Genomic DNA, 22,952 nt, shown 5'->3' on the forward strand with positions numbered 1-22,952 from the left:
TGCCGAAGGCTGCGATCTTTTGGCTGTAAATTGGTTTGAAGCCTTAAAGGCATCGCTGGCAAGCCAGCTCCCACAGTGTTCTCGGTTGTTCACCCATGTTGTGTACACCCCGGACCCTGTGGGAGCTGGCTTGCCAGCGATAGCGTCAGCAAATACGCCGCATTACTTACCGACGAACTCCGCCTCACGCTTGGCAATGAACGCCGCCATCCCTTCCTTCTGATCCTGTGTCGCAAACGCCGCATGGAACACCCGGCGCTCAAAGCGCACGCCTTCGGCCAGGCTCACTTCGAAGGCACGGTTGACGCTTTCCTTGACCATCATCGCAATCGGCAACGATTTTTTGGCGATCAATGCCGCGACTTTCAGCGCTTCATCCAGCAGTTCATCGCTCGGTACGATACGCGCGACAATCCCGCAACGCTCTGCTTCCACGGCATCGATCAGGCGCCCGCTCAGGCACATTTCCATGGCCTTGGCCTTGCCCACGGCACGGGTCAGGCGCTGGGTGCCGCCCATACCCGGCAGCACGCCGAGGTTGATTTCCGGCTGGCCGAATCGGGCGTTGTCGCCGGCCAGAATGAAGTCGCACATCAGCGCCAGTTCGCAGCCACCGCCCAAAGCGAAACCGTTGACCGCCGCGATGATCGGCTTGCGGCGGTTGGCCACGCGATCGCTATCGCTGAACAGATCGTCGATGTAGATCTGCGGATAGGTCAGCTCGGCCATTTCCTTGATGTCGGCACCGGCGGCGAAGGCTTTTTTCGAACCGGTCAGGACGATGCAGCCGATGTTCGAGTCAGCCTCGAAGCCATCGAGGGCCTGGTTCAGCTCACTGACGATCTGCGCGTTCAACGCATTCAGCGCTTGTGGACGGTTGAGGGTGATCAGGCCAACGCGGCCGTGGGTTTCCTGCAAAATCGTTTCGTAGTTCAGCTCTTTGTCGCTCACAGGGCGGACTCCTTCTTATAAGTTGCGTGAAATGACCATGCGTTGAATATCGCTGGTGCCTTCGTAGATCTGGCAGACCCGCACGTCGCGGTAGATCCGTTCCAGCGGGAAATCGTTGAGGTAACCGTAACCGCCCAGGGTTTGCAGCGCCGAGGAGCATACCTTCTCGGCCATTTCCGAGGCGAACAGTTTGGCCATCGACGCCTCGACCAGCGCCGGCTTGCCACTGTCACGCAGGGCGGCGGCGTAGTGCACCATTTGCCGCGCCACGGCGATCTGGGTGGCCATGTCCGCCAGACGGAAGGCCACGGCCTGGTGCTCGATGATCGGCTTGCCGAAGCTCTGGCGCTCACGAGCGTAATCGCGCGCCGCTTCGAACGCGGCGCGGGCCATGCCCACCGATTGCGAAGCGATGCCGACGCGACCGCCTTCAAGGTTGGCCAGGGCAATCCTGTAGCCTTCGCCCTCCTCGCCCAAACGGTTGGCCACCGGGACTTTCACGTCTTCGAAGAGAATCTGGCAGGTGTCGGACGCATGCTGGCCGAGCTTGTCCTCGACCCTTGCGACGGTGTAGCCCGGCGAATCGGCCGGCACGATAAACGCGCTGATGCCCCGCTTGCCAGCATTCGGATCGGTCACCGCAAACACGATCACCACTGCGGCATTCTGCCCGGACGTGATGAACTGCTTGCAACCGTTGAGCACGTAATGATCACCTTCCAGACGGGCACGGGTTTTCAGGCCGCTGGCGTCGGAACCGGCCTGGGGTTCGGTCAGGGCGAAAGCGCCGAGCATCGCGCCGCTGGCCAGCGGTTTGAGGAAGCGCTCCTTCTGCTCATCGGTGCCGTAGTTGAGGATCGGCACACAGCCCACGGAGTTGTGCACGCTCATGATGGTCGAGCAGGCGCCATCGCCGGCGGCGATTTCTTCGAGCGCCATGGCGTAGGCCAGGTAACCGGTGTCGCAACCGCCCCACTGCTCCGGCACCAGCATGCCGAAGAAGCCCAGCCCGGCCATCTCGCCGATGGCTTCCTTGGGAAAGCGGTGCTCGCGGTCCCACTCGGCGGCGAACGGCTTCAGGCGTTCCTGGGCAAAGTCCCGGGCCATGTCGCGGATTTGTTGTTGGTCGTCATTGGGGATCATGGTGAATCCTTAAAAAATCGTGCCATTCATGCAAGCTGAAACACTGGACCTGTGGGAGCGGGCTTGCCCGCGATGAGGCCATCACATCCAACATCGTGGTTGACTGACAGTCCGCTATCGCGGGCAAGCCCGCTCCCACAGTGATTTGCACTGGACTTAATAGAGGCATTCCACGGCCATGGCCGTCGCTTCACCGCCGCCGATACAAATCGCTGCAACGCCACGCTTCAAGCCTTTCTGGCGCAGGGCCGAGAGCAAAGTCACCAGAATCCGCGCGCCGGACGCGCCGATCGGGTGACCGAGGGCGCAAGCACCGCCGTGCACGTTGAGCTTCTCGTGGGGGATTTCCAGATGAGTCATCGCGGCCATGCCGACCACGGCGAAGGCTTCGTTGACTTCCACCAGATCGACGTCATTGAGCGACCAGCCGGTTTTCTTCATCAATTTCTTGATTGCACCGATTGGCGCCACCGGGAACAGGCCCGGAGTGTCGGCGAACGCCGCGTGGCCATGGATCACCGCCAAGGGTTTCAGGCCTTGCTTCTGTGCCTGGGACTGACGCATCAGCACCAGCGCGGCGGCACCGTCGGAAATCGAACTGGAGTTGGCCGCGGTCACCGTACCGCCTTCGCGGAAAGCCGGCTTCAACGAAGCGATCTTGTCCAGCCTGGCTTTTGGTGGCTGCTCGTCATTGCTGATCACCACCTGCTCTTTGCCGACCGTCACGGTCAGCGGGACGATTTCGTCCTTGAAGCTACCGTCCTTGATCGCCTGCTGCGCGCGGGTGGTCGAGGCAATGGCGAACGCGTCCTGGGCTTCACGGCTGAAGCCGTTGGTTTCGGCGCATTCCTCGGCGAAGGTGCCCATCAGGCGGCCCTTGTCGTAGGCGTCTTCGAGGCCGTCAAGGAACATCGAGTCCTGCACCTTGCCATGGCCCATGCGGTAGCCGGCGCGGGCGCGGTCCAGCAGATAAGGCGCGTTGGACATGCTTTCCATGCCACCGGCGACCACCACGTCGGCACTGCCGGCCAACAACATGTCATGGGCCAGAATCGCCGCTTCCATGCCGGAGCCGCACATCTTGTTCAGAGTGGTGCAGCGGGTCGATTTATCCAGCCCGGCACCCAGCGCCGCCTGACGCGCCGGGGCCTGGCCGAGGCCAGCCGGCAGTACGCAGCCAAACAGCACTTCATCGACGCTATCACTGGCGACGCCGGCGCGTTCAACCGCGGCCTTGATGGCAGCAGCACCAAGTTGCGGCGCGGTCAGGCTTTTCAGTTCGCCCTGGAAGCCGCCCATCGGGGTGCGGACGGCGCTGACGATAACAATTGGATCGTTGGACATTGTCATGACAAATCCTCCTTACTTGGCGGCCATGCGCAAGGCACCGTCGAGACGGATCACCTCGCCATTGAGCATGCTGTTTTCTATGATATGCCTGACCAGCCCTGCGTACTCGGCCGGTTTGCCCAGACGTGGCGGGAACGGCACGCCGGCGGCCAGGGAATCGCGGACTTCCTGGGTCATGCCGGCCATCATCGGCGTTTCGAATATACCCGGGGCGATGGTCATCACACGGATGCCGAAACGCGCCAGCTCACGAGCCGCCGGCAAGGTCAGGCTGACAATCGCCCCCTTGGACGCCGAGTAAGCCGCCTGGCCGATCTGACCGTCGTAAGCCGCGGCAGATGCGGTGTTGATAATCACGCCGCGCTCACCGTCGGCATCCGCTTCGGTCTCGGCAATCGCCGCTGCCGCAAGGCGCAGCATGTTGAAGCTACCGATCAGGTTGACGTTGATCACCTGGCTGAAACTGGCCAGCAAGTGCGGACCGTTCTTGCCGAGAATCTTCTCGCCACGCACGATGCCGGCGCAATTGACCAGACCGTTGAGGCCGCCGAAAGCCTTGACCGTCGCCTGAACGGCCGCTTCGGCCGCCGCCTCGTCGCTGATGTCCGCCACCACGCTTTGCGCGCCAAGGCGCTGGGCCTGAGCTGCAACGGCTTCGGCGTTCATATCCACCAGCATCACTTTCGCGCCAGCGGCAACGAGCACCTCGGCAGTCGCTGCACCGAGGCCGGAAGCGCCGCCGGTGACGATAAAAATCTTGTTCTGGATCTGCATCATTGTTTCCCTGGATTCAAGCTGGAACGTTCTTCGCCGCAGCCTCTTGAGCCTTGGCGATTTCCTGGTTGCGCAAGATAAAGCGCTGCAATTTGCCGCTTGGGGTTTTCGGCAATTCGCTGACAAATTCGATTTCACGGGGGTACGAGTGCGCCGCCAGACGCTTGCGCACGTGCTGGCGCAGTTCTTCGGCCAACTCAGGGGCGGCGCGGTATTGCGGGCTGAGCACGACGAACGCCTTCACCAGTTCGGTGCGCTCCGGATCGGGCTTGCCGACCACGGCGGCCTCGACCACCGCCGGGTGTTCGATCAGCGCACTTTCCACGTCGAAGGGACCGACCCTGTAGCCGGAGGTGGTGATCACGTCATCGCTGCGACCGACGAAGCTGATGCTGCCGTCCGGGTTCCACTCCACGGTGTCGCCACTCAGATAGTAGTTGCCGACAAAGGCCTTGGTCGGCCCGCCTTCGTAGCCGGCGAACCAGCACATCGGCGATTGGCTGCGGTCGATGGCGAGGATGCCGGGCTGGCCGACACCCAGCTCTTTATAGTCGTCATCCAGCACCACAATGCGGTGGCCCGGCGAGGCGAAACCGGCGGCGCCCATATGAATCGGGTGTTCCAGGCCGTGGTGGTTGCACAGCACCATGCCCAGCTCGGTCTGACCGTAATGGTCGTGGATGACCACACCGAGGTTGTCGGCAAACCAGCGGATCACTTCCGGGTTCAGCGGCTCGCCGGCGCTGCTGACGATACGCAGCTTGCCCTTGATCGATCTGGCGAACTCATCGCCGCCGGCAATCAGCAAACGGTAGGCCGTCGGCGAACCGGTGAGGTTGGTGATCCCGTACTTGTTGATCACCCGGCAGGTGCTTTCGAGGGTGAACGGGCCATCGTAAAAGGTGATCGGATGACCCATGGCCATTGGCCCGGTGACACCGAAATAAATGCCGTAGGCCCAACCCGGGTCGGCGACGTTCCAGAAGGCGTCCTCCGGGCGCAGATCCACCGCATCGCGGGTGTAGCCCTGGAACGCAACGATGGCCTTGAGCGGCACCGACAGCGCTTTCGACGGGCCGGTGGTGCCCGAGGTGAACATCAGCAGGAACGGGTCTTCGCCGGTCAGCAGCACCGGTTCACAGTCGGCGGAATAATTGGCCAGTTCGGCCCAGAAACTGAAATCGCCACGCACCAGGCCCTGCCCTTTGGCACCGGTGACGGTCACCGTGGTCGGGCAATCGGCGACTTCGGCGAGTTTCGGCCGGTTCACGGCATCGGTCACCACAACCTTGGCGCCAGAGCTGCCCAAGCGGTGCTCGATGGCTTTGGGGCCGAACGCGGTAAACAGCGGTTGATACACCGCGCCGATGCGCCAGGTGGCGAACACGGTGATCAAGAGTTCGATATTGCGTGGCAACAGGCCGGCGACCTTGTCGCCTTTTTTCACGCCCTGGGCCAGCAGGTAGTTGGCGAAACGCGCGGCCTTGTCCTGCAAGTCGGTGAAGGTGTACGTCGCACTGGTGCCGTCGCGTCCTTCCCAGAACAGCGCGATGCGGCCCGGCAAGGCATGTCGGTCACAGCATTCGACACAGGCGTTGACGGCCGTCAGGTCGCCCGCGAGCGCGGCATCGACGGTGTGCTGATAGTTGAACTGAGAAGTAGCAGACAAGTAATCGCGCATTGCCAGAATCCCTCTGTGTTTCTTATTAGGTTGGGGGAACCGTAATCAACAGGGAAATACTCGCTCTGCGCGGGGTGTCGGGCAATGGTCAAAGTTATCAAGTTGTCTGACTGCTTTGGCCAAAGCCCGCAGGACATCAGGAGATGAAGCGCACCCCGGGTTTGGCGCGCTCGTCCACGGTCAGCTCGAACACATCCGGCCGGGCATAGTGGCCGACCACGTCATAGTCGTAGCGGGCGCGTACCAGGTCGTCCGTGTCGATTTGCGCGGTAAGCAGCCCGGCGCTTTCGCGCAACGGCCCGGCAAGGATGTCGCCCATGGGTCCTACGATCACGCTGCCGCCGGCAATCAACGGCCGCTGCGCCGGCCAGTTGGCGATGTCCAGGCCCAAGTCCTGGGGCGATGCCTGGACCTGACAGGCGCTGACCACAAAGCAACGCCCTTCATGGGCGATGTGGCGCATGCTGACCTGCCACATCTCCCGCTCGTCCACGGTCGGCGCGCACCACACCTCCACGCCCTTGGCGTACATCGCCGTGCGCAGCAGCGGCATCATGTTTTCCCAGCACACCACCGCACCGATGCGCCCGACCTGGCTGTCGATCACCGGCAAGGTCGAGCCATCGCCCTTGCCCCAGATCAGCCGTTCGGTGCCGGTGGGCATCAGTTTGCGGTGTTTGGCCACCAGCCCCGCCTGCGGATCGAAGTACAGCACGGTGCAGTACAAAGTGCTGCCGAAGCGCTCGATCACACCGATCACCAGATTGGCTCCGGTGCGTGCGCACAGCCCCGCCAGCGCCTCGGTTTCCGCGCCGGGTACGTCGATGGCATTGGCAAAATAGCGGGCAAAGGCTTCGCGCCCTTGTGGCAAGCGATAACCCAATTGAGTGCCAAAGCCCTCGCCTTTGGGATAACCGCCCAACAGCGCTTCCGGCATCACCACCAACCCGGCGCCGGATTCGATGATCGCGTTTTCATAGGACAGGATCTGTTCCAGGGTTTCAGCCTTGCCACCAGGCAAGGCGCCGATCTGCAGGGCCGCAACGATTGATTTGGCCATCTTGGAAACTCCATTCGCGTCAGGTGTTGCTCATTCTCCGGCGTCACGCGATCATCAATAAAGACCGATTAACTGCTTAATGATATGAACAAAATGAATATCACCGACGTCGACCTCAACCTGCTCAAAGTCTTCGAAGCGCTGCACGAAGAGTCCAGCGCCAGCCGTGCCGCATTGCGCCTGGGCGTGACGCAATCGGCCGTCAGCGCGGCCTTGCGTCGGTTGCGCGAGCTGTATGGCGATCAGTTGTTCGTGCGCACCGGACGTGGCCTGGCCCCCTCGCTCAAGGCCAACCAGCTAAAACCGGTGGTCAGCGATGCCCTGAATAAATGCCGGCAGAGCCTGGCGATGGTCGATCCGGCTGCGCAACAGTACGAAGGCCGCTCGGTCACCGTAGGAATGTCGGATGATTTCGAAATTGCCTACGGCCGGCGGCTGATCGAAGAAATTGCCCGAAGCGCGCCGAAGCTGCGGCTGATTTTCCGCCAGACCCACAGCCAGATCGTCGCCCAGGCGCTAATGGAACGCAGCATTGACCTGGCGATTGCCGCGGGCGGGTTTGCCGAGCGGTTGCTCAGCCGTGAGGTGCTGGGAGAAGGCGGTTATCTGTGCCTGGCGGACCCGTTGAGCCTGGTGGAGGGCCAGCAGAACATCAGTCTTGAGGAGTTTGTGGCCCGCGAACACATTCTGGTGTCGTCCGGCGGTTTTATCGGCATTACCGATGAGGGATTGGCGGCGCTGGGGCTGAGTCGAAGGGTGTGCGCCTCGACCACGCACTTTGCCGCGTTGCCCCATTTGCTCAAAGGCAGCCGGGCGGTGGCGACCATTCCGGCCCATGCCGCCCAAAGCATCGCAACGCTCAGCGGGCTGGCGCTGCTGCCCTGCCCCCTGGCCTTGCCGCGCTACCCGATCGAACTGGGCTGGCGGACCAGCACCCAGCTTGACCCGGTGTTGTTGAAAGTGCGCGAGGCGATTGTCGCCGCTTTCTCGTAGGAGCTGCCGCAGGCTGCGATCTTTTGCTGTTTGCTGTTTGCTGTTTGCTGTTTTCTTTTCGGCGGCGGCTGGGCAACAAGATCAAGATCAAAAGATCGCAGCCTTCGGCAGCTCCTACTTGGCCGCCATCAGGCGATTGACTTCACTGCGCACCATGTTGGCGTATTCCGGGGGCGACATGCCGTCCAGTTCGGCGCGCACCCATTCGGCCCACTTGCCTTTGCGCTTGGCCCGTTCGCCGAACAACCGCGCGGCCTCGCCCTTGGCTTTGCCCAAGTTGTTTTGCCAGAGTTCGAACAGACGGGATTTCTCGTCTTCAAGCGCAGCGCGCTCGGCAAGGGGTTTGTCGGCCAGATTGAAGCTCATGGGAATTTCCTGCTGCATAAAATAGGCGACATCTTACACTGTAGGACGAAAGGTCCTGCGCCGGTTTTTCAGCAACATGACCTCCTCGGGCAAAATAGCTGCAACTTTTCCGACGACAGCAGACTCCATTATTCACTGTCCACTTACCTGCAAGGAGTACTTCAATGGCCCGCAAAACCGCCGCGCAAGCCACCGAAGATCAAATCAAGGATCAAGTCTTCAGCGAACTTCAGTCGCTGATCGAAGAGTCGGAAAAACTGCTGAAAAGCAGTGCCTCGCTGGTCGGGGAAGAAGCGGAAACCCTTCACGGACAAATCGCCCTGAAACTCCAGCAGGCCAGGGATTCGGTGAGCAGCGTGCGCGACCGGACCTTGCCTGCGGTCGAGGCCACTGAAACCTATATCGGCGGGCATCCATGGCAAACCGTGGCGATTTCCGCCGGGCTCGGTCTGGTGGTGGGGTTGTTGCTGGGTCGTCGCTAAGACACTAAACCCTGTGGGAGCGCCGCCCGGAGCAAGCTCGCTCCCACAGGGGAATGCGGCGCATCTAAAGAATCAATCCCCGGCCAGTTCCCGCAGGTTCGCCAGCGTCTGGGCATCCAGTTCTATGCCGTTGGCCTGCGACCTGCCGCGCTGATGATGACGCCGGTCCCCCGGCAAACGCTTCAAGCCGACACCGTGCATTTGCCGCACCAGTTCCTGGCTGCGCTCGGCAAAACTTTGCCCCGCCGCTTTGCCCGGATCGATCACGATTAGCAACTGGCCAGTCCAGGGGGTCTTGGCGCCAGGGTGGTTCTTCCAGTCGAACTCGAAGGAAAAATTGCCGCCAGTCAGTGCCGCCGCGAGCAACTCGACCATCATCGACAACGCCGAGCCCTTGTGCCCGCCGAAAGGCAGCAACGCACCACCTTCGAGAATCGCCTTCGGGTCCGTGGTCGGCTGACCGAGGCTGTCCACGCCCATCCCTTCCGGCAAGCGCTTGCCTTCGCGAGCGGCAATTTGCACGTCGCCATGGGCAATGGCACTGGTGGCCAGGTCGAAGACAATCGGCCCGCCATCGGCCCGTGGCGCAGCGAAGGCAATCGGGTTGGTGCCGAACAACGGCCGGTCGGCACCGTGGGGCACCACGCAGGTCATGCTGTTGACCACGCTTAATGCCACGAGGCCTTCATCGGCGAAGGGTTCGACATCCGGCCACAAGGCCGCGAAATGGTGTGAGTTACGGATCGCCAGCACCGCGATGCCGGCACTTCGGGCCTTTTGCACCAGTAGTTCGCGTGCCGCCGCCAGGGCCGGTTGCGCAAAACCGTTATTGGCGTCGACCCGCACAAAACCTGAAGCCACATCTTCGACGACCGGAACCGCCTGGCCATTGACCCAGCCGCTTTGCAGCGTCGAAACATAACCCGGAATGCGAAACACCCCGTGACTATGCGCGCCGTCGCGCTCGGCACCGGCGCAGTTTTGCGCCAGCACCCGGGCAACCTCGGCCGACGTGCCGTGACGCAGAAAAATCTTCTCCAGCAAAGCGCTCAGCGCTTCGAATGACAGGTGTGACGAGATCGCAGTAGAGGCGTGATCGTGTGGCGCAGACATCTGAAGCTCCAGAATGATTATTGGAGGGAACAACAGCGTACAAAGACCCGCCGATTAACAACGCGCGGCGAGTGACCTGTCAACCTCTCGCTCAGGGTCGATGACGTATATCCGTGTCACGAATGCCCACTACCCGTGCGTTATCTATTTACCACCTGCGTCAACGCACCGGCTTTTAGTCTCGATGCTCAACCCACAGGCGCCTTTGAGTGGCACCTTGAACGAGACTCGACGATGTCTACATCTGTAACTCCGCTGTTTTTCCCTGAGGCGCTGACGTTGCGCGGCCTCTGGAGAGAACTGGGCAAAACCCACGGGCTGACGCTAAAGGACTTCGAATGGTTCAGCCAAATCGAACTGGCCAGCCAGGCACTGCGCGATCAGCAGAAGCCGCCCATGCTCGCGAAAAGAATCCTGCTGAAAATCCCTGGCCTGGAACCTGTAGTGCTGGCCGGCAGTTTTTTGCTGACCGCGACGCCCGATGACAATGGCCTGATTCTCTACACCCCCTACACGGGAATAAAAAAGTTCGCTGACCGTACGGCCCTGACGCTACACCTATTGACTCGACTCAAAGCGGCCAGCGAAGAAGACGATCTGCTGGCCTTCATGGCGTTATCTTCACGCAAGGCCGTAGTGGACGCCGCCGACATCGGGCTGGACTTTCAAACCATCGACGGTGACGTGTTCGAGGACCAACGCAACACCCTCTCCACCCAACAGCAGATCAACGACCAGGCCCTGCTCGACGAACTCAAAGCACTGCCGTCCCTGAAGTCGCTGCTCGATGCATGGCTGGGTAAACAGCTGGCTTTGTCTTTCCCCGGCCTGGATCAGCGCCAGACCCGGGTGAATTTCTATCAGGCAACAGCGCAAGAGGACGACGATGAAAGCCGTCCGACGCGGCGCTGGGTCAACTCTTTGTCCCTGAGTGACGCCGTACTCCTGCACTATCGCCATCAGTGTTGGCCGTCCGGGCAGTCCCATGAATTTTCCCATCCGAAAAAGTCCCCGGCAATCGCCGACCAGCCACGCTGGGAAGCCGCGGTCACGACGCTCTCGCGCACACTGATCAGCCTGTTGGTCGGGCAGCTCGATGGTTTCTGGGCGGCGGCGAGTGCCGATGGTGCATCGCGTCGCGAATACTTCGGCCGCACCATCGCCGCTCAGGCGCGGGTGCAACTGCTGCTCAAGCGCGAAGCCGGGATCATCACCCCGGAGCAAAGCCAGGACTTGCACGCGTTGATCACGACGGCCAGCCGGACGACCCCATCAATGACAGTCGAAACCGTGCGCCTGTGGGAGTACCAGGCCAACTATGTCGAGTTGGCCGGTTCCCTGATGGTCAGCGCCAGTGATGCGTTTCTCTATACGCCCACCGAAGGCCTGCAGGTGCTCAAGGACTATCAGGACTTGTGCGATACCGTGCTGAGCAAGTTCAGCGCGGCCGGTCACGAGGATGAGCTCTATGGCCTGCTGAGCCTGGACGAACGCCAACGCTTCATCGGTTTTGATCGGCCGAACGTGACCGGGGAAGTGATTTCCGGCGCGATCTTCAACAAGCTCTTCGACGCGATCGTCACCAAGCAACTGCAGAACATCGAATATGCCCTGCAGGTGTTCCGTCACAGTGACGGCGCCGTGGACATCCACGCCCTGTTCGACAAGGCGCTGGATATCCGCTCGATGATCGGCGAACGCTTGCTGACGCTGGATGCCGACGGACGCTGGAGCACCCGGCCAGTACTGTCCGGCGATCAGCTTCCCTCCATGGTGCTGGCCGATACGGCGGCAGCTTTCGTCAAGACCTTCAGCGACATCGAAACACTGCTCAGTGCGGACTTTGCAGCACAACCGCTTGCTTCGCTGGCCTTGCAGCGGGTTTATCTGGAAAACATGAAACCCCGCCTGGCCCATGCGCTTTCCGTCGGCATACGTGGCGAAGCCAGTCTTCGCGGGCTTGGCGCGACACTGCGGGACGCGGATCGGGCCATTGTTGAAACCGTTTTCAACCCGGATCAGGCCGGCCGACAAAATCGTCGGTCACTCAAGGGTTTCCGCCCTGATGTCTACTCGTTGACCCTGGCGTGCTCCGGTCAGAGGGATGTCCTGCCCCTGGCCCATTGTTTGATCTTGACTGAGCGTGGCGGGCTCGACCCCTCGCATTCCGGGCGGACGATCCTGTGGACACCCGCCGAGGGCCTGGAAGTGTTTGACACCATCAGTCGTGCACGGCTGGAACTGAACCGCCGTCTGCTCGAACCACGACTTCGCCTGGCGCTGCTGGAAAACCTCACCCCGGCCCAGCGCGTCTTTCACCAACGCTACTCACTGGGTCCGCTGCGGTTGATTGAAGGGTCTGTACTGGAGCAAGTCGCGCAATCGTCCATCGAGCATTTTCTGGCTCGCTGCGAACACGTGCGCACCTTCGAACTGAACGACACGAAGCAGAAAAAAGCCCTGAAAGCCCTGACTACGAGGGTCTTCAACACCAACCTGCAAAGAGCCACCTCGATTTCCCGGGCGATCAGCCGACAGCAGACCCTGCCCGCCTGGCTTGGCATGGCACCGCTGGAAGACCAGCGACTGCACCTTGAACTGCTGGAGCAATACCGCAACAACGTTGATGAGGACAAAGACTACTTGCACGGGATCAAACCCCTTAAATCGTATGTGCATGAAACGCTGACGTCGTTGCTCGGCAGCCGCTTCCCCGCGAAAGCGCTGGACCCCGACGACATCGAAATCACTCCCGACCTGACCCTGGCTGGCCCCGCCCGGAGCCTCACTGAGTTCGCCTTGAACCATGTCAACGTTGCGCAAGGCACAGGGTTCAACGTCAGCTCGGCAACCTCTCAAGCCTTGCCCGCGGGGTTGGACCAGGCGGCGGTCCGTCAACTGTTACTGTCACTGGGTATTGCGCAGAACTACGCCAAACAGGTCACGGACAGCTTGTCGAATCAAACGGCTGGCGTCGAAAGCCGAATGTTGCGCTTCGTCAAACAGCTGCCCTGGCAACTGCTGCAACACGCCCACCAACTGAAGCTGCAGCAACGGCTGTCCGACGGAGCTTTCGATTTGCTTCGGCAAGTGCTGGACATGCCGGACGCCATCGCCCGGGCGGCCGTGCAGGGTGCGCACGCGATTGCCCGGCCACTGGAACTGATCAAGACAACCGGTGCCGCTGCCGTCAAGGCGCTGGGTCTGTACCTGATTGGCCCCGGCAGTGGCAAGACAGGCCCGCAAATCCTCTACGCCCCTTACCACCCCGGCGGCTCACCGTTTGTCGAGTTCGACAATGAGGCGAGCGTTGTCGCGGCGATCAACACGCCGGGGCCATTGCAGGACATGTTGATTCGTCGCCTGCCGGACCGTGAGCAAACTGTGTTTCGTAACCTGTTCGGGTCCACCGTCGGCCAGTCGAGCGAAATCACCCTCGCGTCCAGCCCCATCGACGGCAATCTGCTCACCCGCTTTTTCCATGACAACACCCAACTGCTGGCGCAGTTGCTCGCCAGCCAGTCACACGCTGTCGGTCAGTCGGACTGGGAGGCTGTCAAACACCTGTTCGGCTCGGGCATTGATCGCATTTCAGCCCTGCTGCCGGGCAAACTCGCGTATGGGCAATTTCTTTGGCAGGCCTTCAAGGACGCCCGAAATTCGGCCGAAGCCCTGCAGGACCATCACTGGGGGACGGCATTACGGAACTTTATTGCCGGTGCCGCGCAACTCGTCTCATTGGGCCGGTTATCGTTTGAAGGATGGACCGACACCGCCCAGGCAACCGGTGAGGCGGTTGCTCAACCGGTTGCCACCCCCGCGATTGCGCAACCCTGGTCGCAGGTCCGGTCGACAGCCGCGCTGCGTACGCGGTTGCAACCATTCGAAACCACGGTCGAACTGAAAGCTCTGACGAAAAGCCGCACTGACGGCACCTACCTCGAAGCGGCCAGCCAGAAGACCTTCGCCGCCATTGCCGGCAAGGTGTACGGCGTGAACAAGACCGGGGCGGTTTGGCGAATGGTCAAGGGCGAAGAAGAAGGCCCCGTGTTACGGGCAGCATCTGACAAGCAACTGCTGATCGACCCGGATACCCACACTGTCCACTTCGGCAAAGCCCTTTCGAAAATGCACAATCAGTTTGCCAACGCCCAAACTGCCCGGGATGTGCTGAACATCGAGGCCCGGGGGATGGAAGAAATCCGCGCAAAACATCCCGAAAAAGCCCGGATGATTGTGCAGGCCATCGACATGGCTCGCTATTACGCGTTCAACAGCCTCCACAATATGGTGCAGCTACGCAAATTTCTCCCGGGTACACGGCTGGATACGTTCCTTAAAGATTTTTTTGGCGTTGGGCGGATCGACCAAGGGCTGCTCGACAAAATCAAACAGGCCATCGTTCCCATCTGCAACGCGCTGGTCGATCCCGATGAAGACTGGATGAACTCGCAACGCTTTATCGTGGGCTCAAGCCGGAACCCGAATGACAATCTCATCGCGTTTGTCCTGGACAAGGATCAACAACGCAATGTGCACTTCACGGAAAGATTCTTCGATCAACAACTCGACTGGTACAAATCCTGTTTAACCCAGCCCTTCAACGTCGACGGCCATAGCCAGGCCGCCACGCTGATACACGAGTTCGCTCATTTGTTTTCCGAGGCCGTGGACATTGCAACCCTTGAGGCCAGGCGACCGTTCAGCGATCTGGTAGCGCCGATCACCGCCTATGGCGCCGCCATGAAACAGTCACAGCTGGACTTCCAGCGAGAAGCCTTGTCGTTGAAAACGCCGCAGGAGGAACTGTTCGCACGCTGGAACAATGGGCTGCAAACGTGGATCAGCCTGGATTCGATTCCGGGTTCTTATCACGTCGGCAAGGCCATCCTGAAACTAACGGGCAGCAAGACCATGGATAAGGCACGGGAAGCTTTTTTAAACGTGCAGGATCCGAAGTTCCGAACCGATGTCATTTTGCACAATGCCGACTCTATCGCGTTTCTGATCTGCGAAATGGGCCGGCAACTGGACCCGGTGCCCGTCACTTCGCCCCCTGAAACCTGATCCCGACGTAACACCGCGCAGATCCCCGGATCTGCGCGGTACAGCGGCGCGTATTTTGATCTTTTTTTCACCCGACCTATGGATACTGCTACCCGACAACAAGTGTTCCAGAGGCGAAGCGTTGAAAAAGAACTGCACATTGATAGTTAAATGCCATGACTGATGTTCTCGCAGACTTCCCCCAAGGTTAGAATGCACGAAATCAGGATGAGCCAATGACCGAACACACGCTCTCGGAAGCCGAATACGACGCCGTCACCGATGCCGCTGCGCATTGGTGCATGCGCCTGCACGCCAGTGACTGTACCGAACAAGAGCGCCAGGCGTTCGAGCAGTGGCGTGATGCGCACCCGCTCCATGCCTTCGAGTACGAAGCGATGCTGGAAATCTGGGAAGTCGCCGGCGACCTGCCCCATCCCGCGCCCGTCGTGCCGCAGGTTCGCACTCAACCGCAAAACCCGTGGCGACGCCTGGGTATCGCCGCGGCGATATGTGCCCTGGCACTGCCCTTGGCCGGATATGGCGGCTGGCACCTGGGCTGGGTACCGAACGCGTACCAGCATTTCGAAGCGACCGACAATGTTCGAACGGTCACCTTGAAAGACGGCAGCCAGGTGGAACTGAACCTGGGCAGCGAACTGACCTACAGCAACTACAAGGATCAGCGGCAAGTCACGCTGAAAAAAGGCGAAGCCTTCTTCAGTGTCAGCCATGACACTCGCCACCCCTTCGTGGTCAAGGCCGCTGAAGGCCGGATTCGCGTGACCGGCACCCAATTCAACGTCTGGATGTATGAAGACCAGGTCAAGGTCAATCTGATCGAGGGTTCGGTACTGGTGAGCAGCAACGCCGACCTGCAAGGCGACGGCTTGCGCCTTGACCCGGCGATGCAGGCCAGTTATCGCCACGGCGACTTCATCCCCCGCATCAGCCAGACCTATGACAATGACAGCTCGCTGGCCTGGCGCCAGGGCAAACTGGTGCTCGACGATCTGGCGCTCAGCGATGCGCTGCCGCTGATCAACCGTTACCTGGACAAACCCTTGATGGTGGCCGACAACAGCACCGGCTCGATCCATATCGGCGGCATCTACAACATCAAGGAGATCAACGGCCTGGTGAAGTCCCTGCCGCGGGTCCTGCCGGTCTACCTGACCCGCAACCAGAACGGCAATCTGGTGGTCAACGCGATTCCGCAAAAGAACCCGAAAAGCTAAAAGGCCGCCACCCTTGCGGGGTGCGGCCTTCAGCGTTCATGCAAAACCCCTCTACATTACTGCGTGGCCACCTTTGCATCCTGCTGGCGAATCGTCTGCGCCTGATAGTCCGGATCGGACAGGATCTGTTGCTCGGTGAAAGGCAGCACGCTCCATTGCTTCCTGGAAAAGGCCAGCGTCTGGTCCCGTGAATACTTCGAGGCCGGGTCGCTGGACAACGAGAACGCCAAAAGCCCTTTGGCCTGCGGTCCGTTTTCGTCAAAGGTCACCACTTGCAGGTAACTCGTGCCGCTGACCACTTCGCGCTTGCCATCGCTGCGCGGCACACTCTGGATGGCGTTGTAGACCCCCAGGGTCCCCGGGCCGCCGTGGATCGGTGTCTGTTGTCCGCCGCTGCTGACCACCTGGATATCACCCCAGCGACTGTCCGGTTTGAGGCCTGCCGCCTTGACCTGTTCTACCGAGGCCAGCATCGCTGCCCTTAGAGCCGTCGCCACCTGCGGGTGATCGACTGCGATTCCACGCGGTGTATGTTGCGGATCCTGCGGATCGAATGCCACACGCCATACGTCCGGCACTGCCTCCAATGCCTCCATGACATTCTGCAAATGCACAAAACCCAGACCGCTGCTGAGGTTGGCCTTGCGGTCCCAGGCCTTGAGGCTGGCGCACAGTGGCGCAAGCGTTTTGGCATCGACACCGAGATCCGCCACGCAGAATTGCAGCAGGTCCGGCATCACTTGATCCGCCTGATACACCTGATCGTCCATGACCATGCGTTGCAAGTCCGCTGCCCCGACCTTGCCGGCTTTGGTCAATGAACTCAAACGATCCAGGGCAAAGCGCGAGCGTAGCCCCAGTGGCTGGCTGTCCTGGCTGATCAACGGCGAATAGCCGGTCAACGGTTGCGTCGGATTGACCATCCATGCCGAATCATTGGCGTGCTGGACAAAATCCTTGCGCAGCAATTGCGGCAACTTGTCGGACGCATAGATACCTTGTTGTGGCGCCTGCGGATCGATGTCCCAGGCACAGGCGCTGTTGGAGCCGTCGAGAATGATCATCTGCAAGCCCACTCGCGGATCGCTGCATTGCGCCAGCTTGTCGACGCTGACGTTGGGCACCACCGAGAGGTTCATGTACAGCGTCTGCCCCTGGTCGTCCGCCGCCAGCGTGTTGACCCACGGGATGCCCAGGATCCTGTGCACCGAGGCCTGGAAATCCTTGAGGTTTTCCGCGCGGTTCATCGCGTACCACTGCTGCAGAACGCGGTCGTTATCCAGATTGGCGTCACGCAGGCTGTAGGCGTACTTATGATCCCAATCCAGTTTTCCCGGCCATTGCACCACCGGACCGAATTTCGAACTGTAGACCGCATGGGAAATCGCCCGGACCTGCCCGTTCGCCTGCCTGACGTTGACGGTCACCGTCTGCTTGTCCATCGGCAATGACTGGCCGTCGAGCAGGTACCGGGTCGAATCCCTGGGGTCGAGTTGCAGGCGATACAGCGTGAAATGCCTCGACGAATCCACGGTATGGGTCCAGGCCAGATGCTGATTGAAACCGATGTTGATCACCGGCAGGCCGGGCAACGCCGCGCCCATCACGTCCAGTTTGCCGGGAATGGTCAGGTGCATCTGGTAAAAACGCATGCCGCCCACCCACGGAAAATGCGGATTGGCCAGCAACATGCCGCGTCCGTTGAAGGAACGCTCGCTGCCGACCGCGACGGCATTGCTGCCCCGGTCCAGGGCAAAACGCTGCATCCGCGTAGCCGCCACCTGGAAATCCGACTGTGCGCTCCTCGCCCGGGCCACTGCGTTGGGTGGCGTAGCACCGGCCAGGGCTTCGGCAAACTGGCCAACGCCACCTTCGACCAACAGGCGCCGGGTCAGCTTGACCAGATCCGACGGGGTGATGTCGCGCACCCAATCGCCCTGGCACTGCGGCGGCAAACCCTGGGCGCGACGCTCGCTCAAGGCGCGGTTGTACCCCGCCACATAGCCTTCGATCAGCTCACGGACCTCCAGAGTCTGGGCCTGCCAGAACCCGGCAACGGCCTGCGGGGTGTTCAGCCAGGTGAAGAACAGATCGCTGACCAGGTTCTCACGCTCCTCGACGGTGAACTGATCCGGTCCGAAATGGCGCGAACGCTCGCCGTTGACCGTAGTGATCTCGTTGGCCAGCAAGCACAGGTTGTCCTGGGCGTAGGCATAGCCGATGCCGTAGCCGAGCCCGCGCTCGTTGTCGGCGCGGATGTGCGGCACGCCGAAACCGGTTCGACGAATGTCGGCACTCGTTTGCGCGGGCGTACCGCTGGCGCTCGCGGCAAGGCTCAGCCCCAGGCTCAAACCCAGAGTCACACCCGCCAGGCTCAACCTGGTTAACTGGCTGGAAATAGTCACGCTCGCTCCTGATCGAAAAAACGATGGCCACGGCTGCGCCTATCCACGCACGTCGGGCCTCCCTGTAGGGACGAAGCTCACCACAAAAATTTAGGGATTTACTGTGCAAAGGACCACGGACTGACAGGTTGATCACGCGATGGCGACAAATTTTCTACATTCGAGCCCTCATGATTCGGGCTGCTCATACGTCTAGTCCTGTAAGAGCGCCCATTTTTCCTGATCAGGCTCTGAAAGGAGTTTTGCAATGTACAACTCGCAACTGCCAACGGACGGTAGCAACGCGCCAAAGGGTACTTCCATGGGAGTCGGCGTATTCGAGCCGCGTACCGATCGCCACGGCAACGAGCGGATCCGGATCCTGCTCAAAAGCTTTGGCCTTCGAACCAGTCTGATCCGCCTGAAAGTCATCGATGCCCTGCTGATGGCCGCCGAAAACGACCGCAGCCTTGGCGTGCGCGGCGTGCACAGCCAATTGCTGGACCTGGATGTTCCCCTGTCATTTCTCAGCGTGCGTGAAGTGCTCAAGCGCTTGTGCAGCGAAGGCGTGATAGTCCTCAACCCCGACAAAAGCTACAGCCTGCATCCCCAGGCTGCTGCCATCCTGCGCAACCGATGATCGAATGATCAGGGCTTGACCTTGCGGCGCATCACGCCATTGATGACCACCACGACCACCGCCACGCCAATGGCGATGTACTGGAATATTTTTTCGCTGATGACGCCGGTGTTCTGCAACCAGGAAAGGCCAAACATGATCCCCAGCACCACCAGGGAGATCAGAATCGAGTATTTCAAACGTTGCGACTGAGTCATTGCGGGTTCCTGAATCTGAAAATGTATCCGGTTTGTATCGACACACATGCCAAGCGCTTACCCTGTTTCGGGGATAAGCGGCTTCAAGCGGGGTCTCATGTTACAGCCGATGAAGAGTTTTAGCTTCATTGCGGCGATAACCATGAGGACTTTCAAATGTTGCGTCGAATCACACTGCTGATTCCCCTGCTTGCCATCCTGACCCTGAGCGGATGCATTGTTTTCCCCCACGGGGGCTGGCACCACGACCACTATGACAACCATGGCGGACCGGGTTACTACCAGCATCGTTAACCGCGGTTCAACGGCCTGAATCCTTGCGGTAGAAGTCATTGCCCGGCTGGGAACACAGTTCCACCAGCCAATCGACGAACACACGCACCCGCCGGGACAACTGGCGGTGCGGCGGATAAAGCGCCGTCATCGGCATGCCCGGTGGCGGCACCTCCCTCAGCACTTCACACAACCGTCCCTCTTCCAGTTGCCGCGCCACGTGATAGTACGGCGTCTGCACCAGGCCATATCCGGCCTCGCACGCGGCCAGATAGCCATCGGCACTGTTGACCGCCACCTGCTTGGGCAGGTCGACCGACCGTACCTGGCCATCCACGACAAACTCCAGCCCATAGCGTTTGCCACTGTTGCTGGCGACATACTCGACCATCCGGTGCCCGCGCAGGTCATCCAGCGTTTGGGGGGCAGTGTGCCGCCGCAAGTAGTCGGGGCTGGCACAGGTCACCTGATCCATCACCACCAGCGGCCGCGCCACCAGCGAATCGTCCAGCGGCGATCCACCGCGCAAGACACAATCGACACCCTCGCGAATCAGGTCCACCGGGCGGTCATTCAGGCCGATTTCCAGTTCGATCAACGGATAGCGGGCGGTGAATTGCGGCAGTGCCGGAATCACAATCAGGCGCCCCACGCCCGCCGGCATGTCCACTCGCAATAATCCCTTGGGATTGTGGCGCGCGGCACTGAACACCGCTTCGGTCTCTTCCAGGTCTGCCAGCAAGCGCACGCAACGCGGGTAATAGGCCGCGCCGTCGAGCGTCAGGCTGATCTGCCGGGTGGTGCGTTGCAGCAGTTGCACCCCCAGGTGCGCCTCCAGTTGCTTGATCAGGATGGTGACCGAGGCCCGGGGCAATTGCAGGCTGTCGGCGGCCCTGGCAAAGCCGCCCAGCTCGACGATTCGGGTAAAGACGCGCATGGCGTTGAAACGGTCCATTGCTGGCTCCACCGGATGATTATTTAGATTTAACGAATAGTGATAGCCGTTTTAGCCGGTTTATCTTGTTTCTGTCGAGGCGAACAATAGCGATTCACTTCACAGGGAGCTGATTTCATGCACACACGTCAATTGGGAAAAAACGGCCCACTGGTGTCGGCCATCGGCTTGGGCTGTATGGGCATGACCGACTTCTACACCACCGGCACCGACACCCGCGAAGCCACGGCCACCCTGCACCGCGCGCTGGAACTGGGCGTCAACCTGCTCGACACAGCCGATATGTACGGCCCGCACACCAATGAAGAACTGATCGGCAAGGCCATTGCCGGCAAGCGCGACCAGGTGTTCCTGGCCAGCAAGTTCGGGATCGTCCGCGACCCGGCCAACCCCACCGCCCGCGGCGTCAACGGTCGGCCGCAATACATTCGCCAATCCATCGACGGCAGCTTGAAGCGCCTGGGCGTGGACACCCTCGACCTGTATTACCAACACCGAATCGACCCGCAGGTGGCCATTGAAGAAACCGTCGGCGCCATGGCTGAACTGGTCAGTGCCGGCAAGGTGCGTTATCTGGGATTGAGCGAGGCCTCGGCGGCGACCCTGGAACGGGCGCACAAGGTTCACCCGATCAGTGCGCTGCAAAGCGAGTATTCGCTATGGAGTCGCGATCAGGAGGCAAACGGGTGCCTGGCGGCCTGCCAGCGCCTGGGCGTCGCCTTTGTGCCTTATAGCCCGTTGGGCCGGGGGTTTCTGACCGGCGCGTTGAAAAGCCCGGATGATTTCGCGTCTGACGATTACCGCCGCTTCAGCCCGCGCTTCCAGGGCGAAAACTTCGCGAAAAACCTGCTGCTGGTGCAACAGGTACAAGCACTGGCGGCAGAGAAAGGCGTGACGGCGGGCCAACTGGCGCTGGCATGGGTGCTGGCCCAGGGTGATTACCTGATTCCGATTCCGGGCACCAAGCAACGCAAGTACCTGGAAGAAAACGTAGCCGCTCTGGAGGTGACGCTGGGCGCCGAAGAACTGCACTCGCTGGAAGCGATCTTTGCGGCGCACGCCACCGCGGGCCTGCGGTATCCGGAAGAAGTCATGAAACTGCTCGACCGGTAAGGTTTGCCTGCCCGTTCGATAAGCGCAACGGGCCGCCTCCGCGCCGGGTCCCATCCTGACGATTTTGTAATGTGCCCCTCATCTACCTGTCAGCATTGATCTACCATCATCGAGCGGCGGATCTTTGTAGTAATTCGAAACACTCCTTGAATACCTGACCGGAAAAAATGGTCAGAATGCGTATTTTTTGCCCGTTAGCCGAGACGAACCCCATGCGAAACCCTCTGCGCCTGATCGCCCTGAGCGCCTTGTTCATGTCCTCCCTGGCCCAGGCCGCCGACCTCATTCCGATCGAGGTTCATCGCGACGCCAATTGTGGTTGCTGCAAAAAATGGATCACCCACCTGGAGGCCAACGGCTTCAAGGTCGAAGACCATGTCGAGGCCAACATGAGCGAGTTCAAACAACAGCACGGCGTGCCGCCACGCCTGGCGTCGTGCCACACCGCGTTGATCAACGGCAAATTCGTAGAAGGTCATGTCCCGGCCGACCAGGTCCTGGCCTTGAGCAAGCGCGACGATCTGCAGGGTGTTGCTGCCCCCGGCATGCCCATGGGTTCGCCCGGCATGGAAATGGACGGCATGAGCGATGCCTATCAGGTCATCGGCCTGAAAAAGGACGGCACTGACGTGGTGGTTGCGGACTATCCCGCCCATTGATGTCCGGCGCCTGCTTCGGGCTTTTTTTCGCGGCATTCGGTGCCGCCACGCTGCTGCCGTTGCAATCCGAAGCGGTGCTGGTCGGCCTGTTGCTCAGCGACCGCTACTGGCTCTGGGCGCTGCTGGCGGTCGCGACGTTCGGCAATGTTCTGGGGTCGCTGCTCAACTGGTGGCTGGGGCGCGGAATTGAACGGTTCCGCGACCGACGCTGGTTTCCGGTAAGCCCCCGACATCTGGAAAAAGCCCGGCTGCATTACCAACGCTACGGTCATTGGTCATTGTTGCTCAGTTGGCTGCCGGTAATCGGCGATCCGCTGACACTGGTCGCCGGGGTCATGCGCGAGCCATTGGGGCGCTTCCTGCTGATCGTCACCCTGGCCAAAGGCGCGCGCTATGGCGTACTGGCCGTGGCGACGCTGGGCTGGATGGGTTGAACCACCGAAGGCGGCGATTGCCTGATGCCAGTCAGTTAAGCGGTGATGCGATCTGTAGCAGCTGCCGAGCCCGCGAGGCTGCGTTCGGCTGCGAAGCAGT

The 22,952-nt window shown here is 60.7% G+C and carries 20 protein-coding genes; 9 read left to right on the top strand and 11 right to left on the bottom strand.

What is annotated here, in order from left to right:
- Window positions 1-162: 162 nt before the first annotated feature.
- The 6 genes from PMI34_RS00725 to PMI34_RS00700 form a co-directional block, all read right to left on the bottom strand.
- A complete protein-coding gene (locus PMI34_RS00725; RefSeq protein ID WP_032829948.1) occupies window positions 163-936 on the bottom strand; it encodes an enoyl-CoA hydratase in 774 nt (257 codons plus the stop codon).
- A gap of 30 nt (window positions 937-966) precedes the next feature.
- Window positions 967-2,094 carry an acyl-CoA dehydrogenase gene (locus tag PMI34_RS00720; RefSeq protein WP_008054133.1) on the bottom strand — a complete coding sequence of 376 codons (1,128 nt, stop codon included), beginning with the start codon at window positions 2,092-2,094 and terminating at the stop codon, window positions 967-969.
- 156 nt (window positions 2,095-2,250) lie between these two features.
- The gene (locus PMI34_RS00715) at window positions 2,251-3,444 is read right to left on the bottom strand and encodes an acetyl-CoA C-acyltransferase (RefSeq protein WP_008054134.1); all 1,194 of its coding nucleotides are present in this window, start codon (window positions 3,442-3,444) and stop codon (window positions 2,251-2,253) included.
- Window positions 3,445-3,456: 12 nt separating this feature from the next.
- A complete protein-coding gene (locus tag PMI34_RS00710; RefSeq protein ID WP_032829944.1) occupies window positions 3,457-4,218 on the bottom strand; it encodes an SDR family NAD(P)-dependent oxidoreductase in 762 nt (253 codons plus the stop codon).
- A 16-nt stretch (window positions 4,219-4,234) separates the two neighbouring features.
- Window positions 4,235-5,899: an AMP-binding protein gene (locus PMI34_RS00705; protein WP_008054136.1), complete on the bottom strand. Its 1,665-nt coding sequence runs from the start codon at window positions 5,897-5,899 to the stop codon at window positions 4,235-4,237.
- Between the two features lie 136 nt (window positions 5,900-6,035).
- Complete coding sequence (locus PMI34_RS00700) at window positions 6,036-6,959, bottom strand: carbon-nitrogen hydrolase family protein (protein ID WP_008054137.1); 924 nt, start codon at window positions 6,957-6,959, stop codon at window positions 6,036-6,038.
- Between the two features lie 84 nt (window positions 6,960-7,043).
- Here PMI34_RS00700 and PMI34_RS00695 point away from each other — a divergent pair, with 84 nt between their 5' ends.
- Window positions 7,044-7,952 carry a LysR family transcriptional regulator gene (locus PMI34_RS00695; RefSeq protein WP_008054138.1) on the top strand — a complete coding sequence of 303 codons (909 nt, stop codon included), beginning with the start codon at window positions 7,044-7,046 and terminating at the stop codon, window positions 7,950-7,952.
- Between the two features lie 114 nt (window positions 7,953-8,066).
- Here PMI34_RS00695 and PMI34_RS00690 read toward each other — a convergent pair whose 3' ends face one another.
- Window positions 8,067-8,318 (bottom strand): hypothetical protein, encoded by a 252-nt coding sequence (locus tag PMI34_RS00690; RefSeq protein ID WP_008054139.1) that lies wholly within the window; start codon window positions 8,316-8,318, stop codon window positions 8,067-8,069.
- 164 nt (window positions 8,319-8,482) lie between these two features.
- Between PMI34_RS00690 and PMI34_RS00685 the strand changes: the two genes are divergently transcribed.
- A complete protein-coding gene (locus PMI34_RS00685; protein WP_008054140.1) occupies window positions 8,483-8,800 on the top strand; it encodes a DUF883 family protein in 318 nt (105 codons plus the stop codon).
- A gap of 72 nt (window positions 8,801-8,872) precedes the next feature.
- Here the strand turns inward: PMI34_RS00685 and PMI34_RS00680 are convergent, their stop codons facing one another.
- A complete protein-coding gene (locus PMI34_RS00680) occupies window positions 8,873-9,913 on the bottom strand; it encodes an Ldh family oxidoreductase (protein ID WP_008054142.1) in 1,041 nt (346 codons plus the stop codon).
- 234 nt (window positions 9,914-10,147) lie between these two features.
- Between PMI34_RS00680 and PMI34_RS00675 the strand changes: the two genes are divergently transcribed.
- Entirely contained in the window at window positions 10,148-14,980 is a 4,833-nt protein-coding gene (locus PMI34_RS00675) for a dermonecrotic toxin domain-containing protein (RefSeq protein WP_008054143.1), read from the top strand.
- 215 nt (window positions 14,981-15,195) lie between these two features.
- A complete protein-coding gene (locus tag PMI34_RS00670) occupies window positions 15,196-16,197 on the top strand; it encodes a FecR family protein (protein WP_008054144.1) in 1,002 nt (333 codons plus the stop codon).
- A gap of 56 nt (window positions 16,198-16,253) precedes the next feature.
- On the opposite strand, the gene pvdQ is transcribed toward PMI34_RS00670, so the two are convergent.
- Entirely contained in the window at window positions 16,254-18,602 is a 2,349-nt protein-coding gene (gene pvdQ / locus PMI34_RS00665) for a bifunctional acylase PvdQ (protein ID WP_008054149.1), read from the bottom strand.
- A 247-nt stretch (window positions 18,603-18,849) separates the two neighbouring features.
- On the opposite strand from pvdQ, the gene PMI34_RS00660 reads away from it, so the two are divergent.
- On the top strand, window positions 18,850-19,221 hold the full coding sequence (locus PMI34_RS00660) for a hypothetical protein (protein WP_008054150.1): 372 nt from the start codon (window positions 18,850-18,852) through the stop codon (window positions 19,219-19,221).
- Between the two features lie 8 nt (window positions 19,222-19,229).
- Here PMI34_RS00660 and PMI34_RS00655 read toward each other — a convergent pair whose 3' ends face one another.
- On the bottom strand, window positions 19,230-19,418 hold the full coding sequence (locus PMI34_RS00655) for a hypothetical protein (RefSeq protein WP_008054151.1): 189 nt from the start codon (window positions 19,416-19,418) through the stop codon (window positions 19,230-19,232).
- Between the two features lie 156 nt (window positions 19,419-19,574).
- On the opposite strand from PMI34_RS00655, the gene PMI34_RS29040 reads away from it, so the two are divergent.
- The gene (locus tag PMI34_RS29040; RefSeq protein ID WP_008054152.1) at window positions 19,575-19,712 is read left to right on the top strand and encodes a hypothetical protein; all 138 of its coding nucleotides are present in this window, start codon (window positions 19,575-19,577) and stop codon (window positions 19,710-19,712) included.
- Between the two features lie 7 nt (window positions 19,713-19,719).
- On the opposite strand, the gene PMI34_RS00650 is transcribed toward PMI34_RS29040, so the two are convergent.
- The gene (locus tag PMI34_RS00650) at window positions 19,720-20,646 is read right to left on the bottom strand and encodes a LysR family transcriptional regulator (RefSeq protein WP_008054153.1); all 927 of its coding nucleotides are present in this window, start codon (window positions 20,644-20,646) and stop codon (window positions 19,720-19,722) included.
- 117 nt (window positions 20,647-20,763) lie between these two features.
- Here PMI34_RS00650 and PMI34_RS00645 point away from each other — a divergent pair, with 117 nt between their 5' ends.
- The 3 genes from PMI34_RS00645 to PMI34_RS00635 all read left to right on the top strand — a co-directional run bounded on the left by PMI34_RS00645 (window position 20,764) and on the right by PMI34_RS00635 (window position 22,852).
- A complete protein-coding gene (locus tag PMI34_RS00645; protein WP_008054154.1) occupies window positions 20,764-21,759 on the top strand; it encodes an aldo/keto reductase in 996 nt (331 codons plus the stop codon).
- A 212-nt stretch (window positions 21,760-21,971) separates the two neighbouring features.
- Window positions 21,972-22,418: a DUF411 domain-containing protein gene (locus PMI34_RS00640; protein ID WP_008054157.1), complete on the top strand. Its 447-nt coding sequence runs from the start codon at window positions 21,972-21,974 to the stop codon at window positions 22,416-22,418.
- The gene (locus PMI34_RS00635) at window positions 22,418-22,852 is read left to right on the top strand and encodes a YqaA family protein (RefSeq protein ID WP_008054158.1); all 435 of its coding nucleotides are present in this window, start codon (window positions 22,418-22,420) and stop codon (window positions 22,850-22,852) included. The genes PMI34_RS00640 and PMI34_RS00635 overlap by 1 nt, the downstream gene beginning before the upstream one ends.
- Window positions 22,853-22,952: the final 100 nt, after the last annotated feature.

This window comes from Pseudomonas sp. GM74 (assembly GCF_000282455.1).
Taxonomy (GTDB): Bacteria; Pseudomonadota; Gammaproteobacteria; order Pseudomonadales; family Pseudomonadaceae; genus Aquipseudomonas.

What these genes read in the sequence shown, in the direction of transcription:
- PMI34_RS00710 (WP_032829944.1), bottom strand. Translation starts at nt 4,218, where the DNA reads ATGCAGATCCAGAACAAGATTTTTATCGTCACCGGCGGCGCTTCCGGC.
- PMI34_RS00700 (WP_008054137.1), bottom strand. Translation starts at nt 6,959, where the DNA reads ATGGCCAAATCAATCGTTGCGGCCCTGCAGATCGGCGCCTTGCCTGGT.
- PMI34_RS00655 (WP_008054151.1), bottom strand. Translation starts at nt 19,418, where the DNA reads ATGACTCAGTCGCAACGTTTGAAATACTCGATTCTGATCTCCCTGGTG.
- PMI34_RS00675 (WP_008054143.1), top strand. Translation starts at nt 10,148, where the DNA reads ATGTCTACATCTGTAACTCCGCTGTTTTTCCCTGAGGCGCTGACGTTG.
- PMI34_RS00635 (WP_008054158.1), top strand. Translation starts at nt 22,418, where the DNA reads ATGTCCGGCGCCTGCTTCGGGCTTTTTTTCGCGGCATTCGGTGCCGCC.
- PMI34_RS00720 (WP_008054133.1), bottom strand. Translation starts at nt 2,094, where the DNA reads ATGATCCCCAATGACGACCAACAACAAATCCGCGACATGGCCCGGGAC.
- PMI34_RS00715 (WP_008054134.1), bottom strand. Translation starts at nt 3,444, where the DNA reads ATGACAATGTCCAACGATCCAATTGTTATCGTCAGCGCCGTCCGCACC.
- PMI34_RS00645 (WP_008054154.1), top strand. Translation starts at nt 20,764, where the DNA reads ATGCACACACGTCAATTGGGAAAAAACGGCCCACTGGTGTCGGCCATC.
- PMI34_RS00640 (WP_008054157.1), top strand. Translation starts at nt 21,972, where the DNA reads ATGCGAAACCCTCTGCGCCTGATCGCCCTGAGCGCCTTGTTCATGTCC.
- PMI34_RS00670 (WP_008054144.1), top strand. Translation starts at nt 15,196, where the DNA reads ATGACCGAACACACGCTCTCGGAAGCCGAATACGACGCCGTCACCGAT.
- PMI34_RS00690 (WP_008054139.1), bottom strand. Translation starts at nt 8,318, where the DNA reads ATGAGCTTCAATCTGGCCGACAAACCCCTTGCCGAGCGCGCTGCGCTT.
- PMI34_RS00650 (WP_008054153.1), bottom strand. Translation starts at nt 20,646, where the DNA reads ATGGACCGTTTCAACGCCATGCGCGTCTTTACCCGAATCGTCGAGCTG.
- PMI34_RS00685 (WP_008054140.1), top strand. Translation starts at nt 8,483, where the DNA reads ATGGCCCGCAAAACCGCCGCGCAAGCCACCGAAGATCAAATCAAGGAT.
- PMI34_RS29040 (WP_008054152.1), top strand. Translation starts at nt 19,575, where the DNA reads ATGTTGCGTCGAATCACACTGCTGATTCCCCTGCTTGCCATCCTGACC.
- PMI34_RS00660 (WP_008054150.1), top strand. Translation starts at nt 18,850, where the DNA reads ATGTACAACTCGCAACTGCCAACGGACGGTAGCAACGCGCCAAAGGGT.
- PMI34_RS00695 (WP_008054138.1), top strand. Translation starts at nt 7,044, where the DNA reads ATGAACAAAATGAATATCACCGACGTCGACCTCAACCTGCTCAAAGTC.
- PMI34_RS00705 (WP_008054136.1), bottom strand. Translation starts at nt 5,899, where the DNA reads ATGCGCGATTACTTGTCTGCTACTTCTCAGTTCAACTATCAGCACACC.
- PMI34_RS00680 (WP_008054142.1), bottom strand. Translation starts at nt 9,913, where the DNA reads ATGTCTGCGCCACACGATCACGCCTCTACTGCGATCTCGTCACACCTG.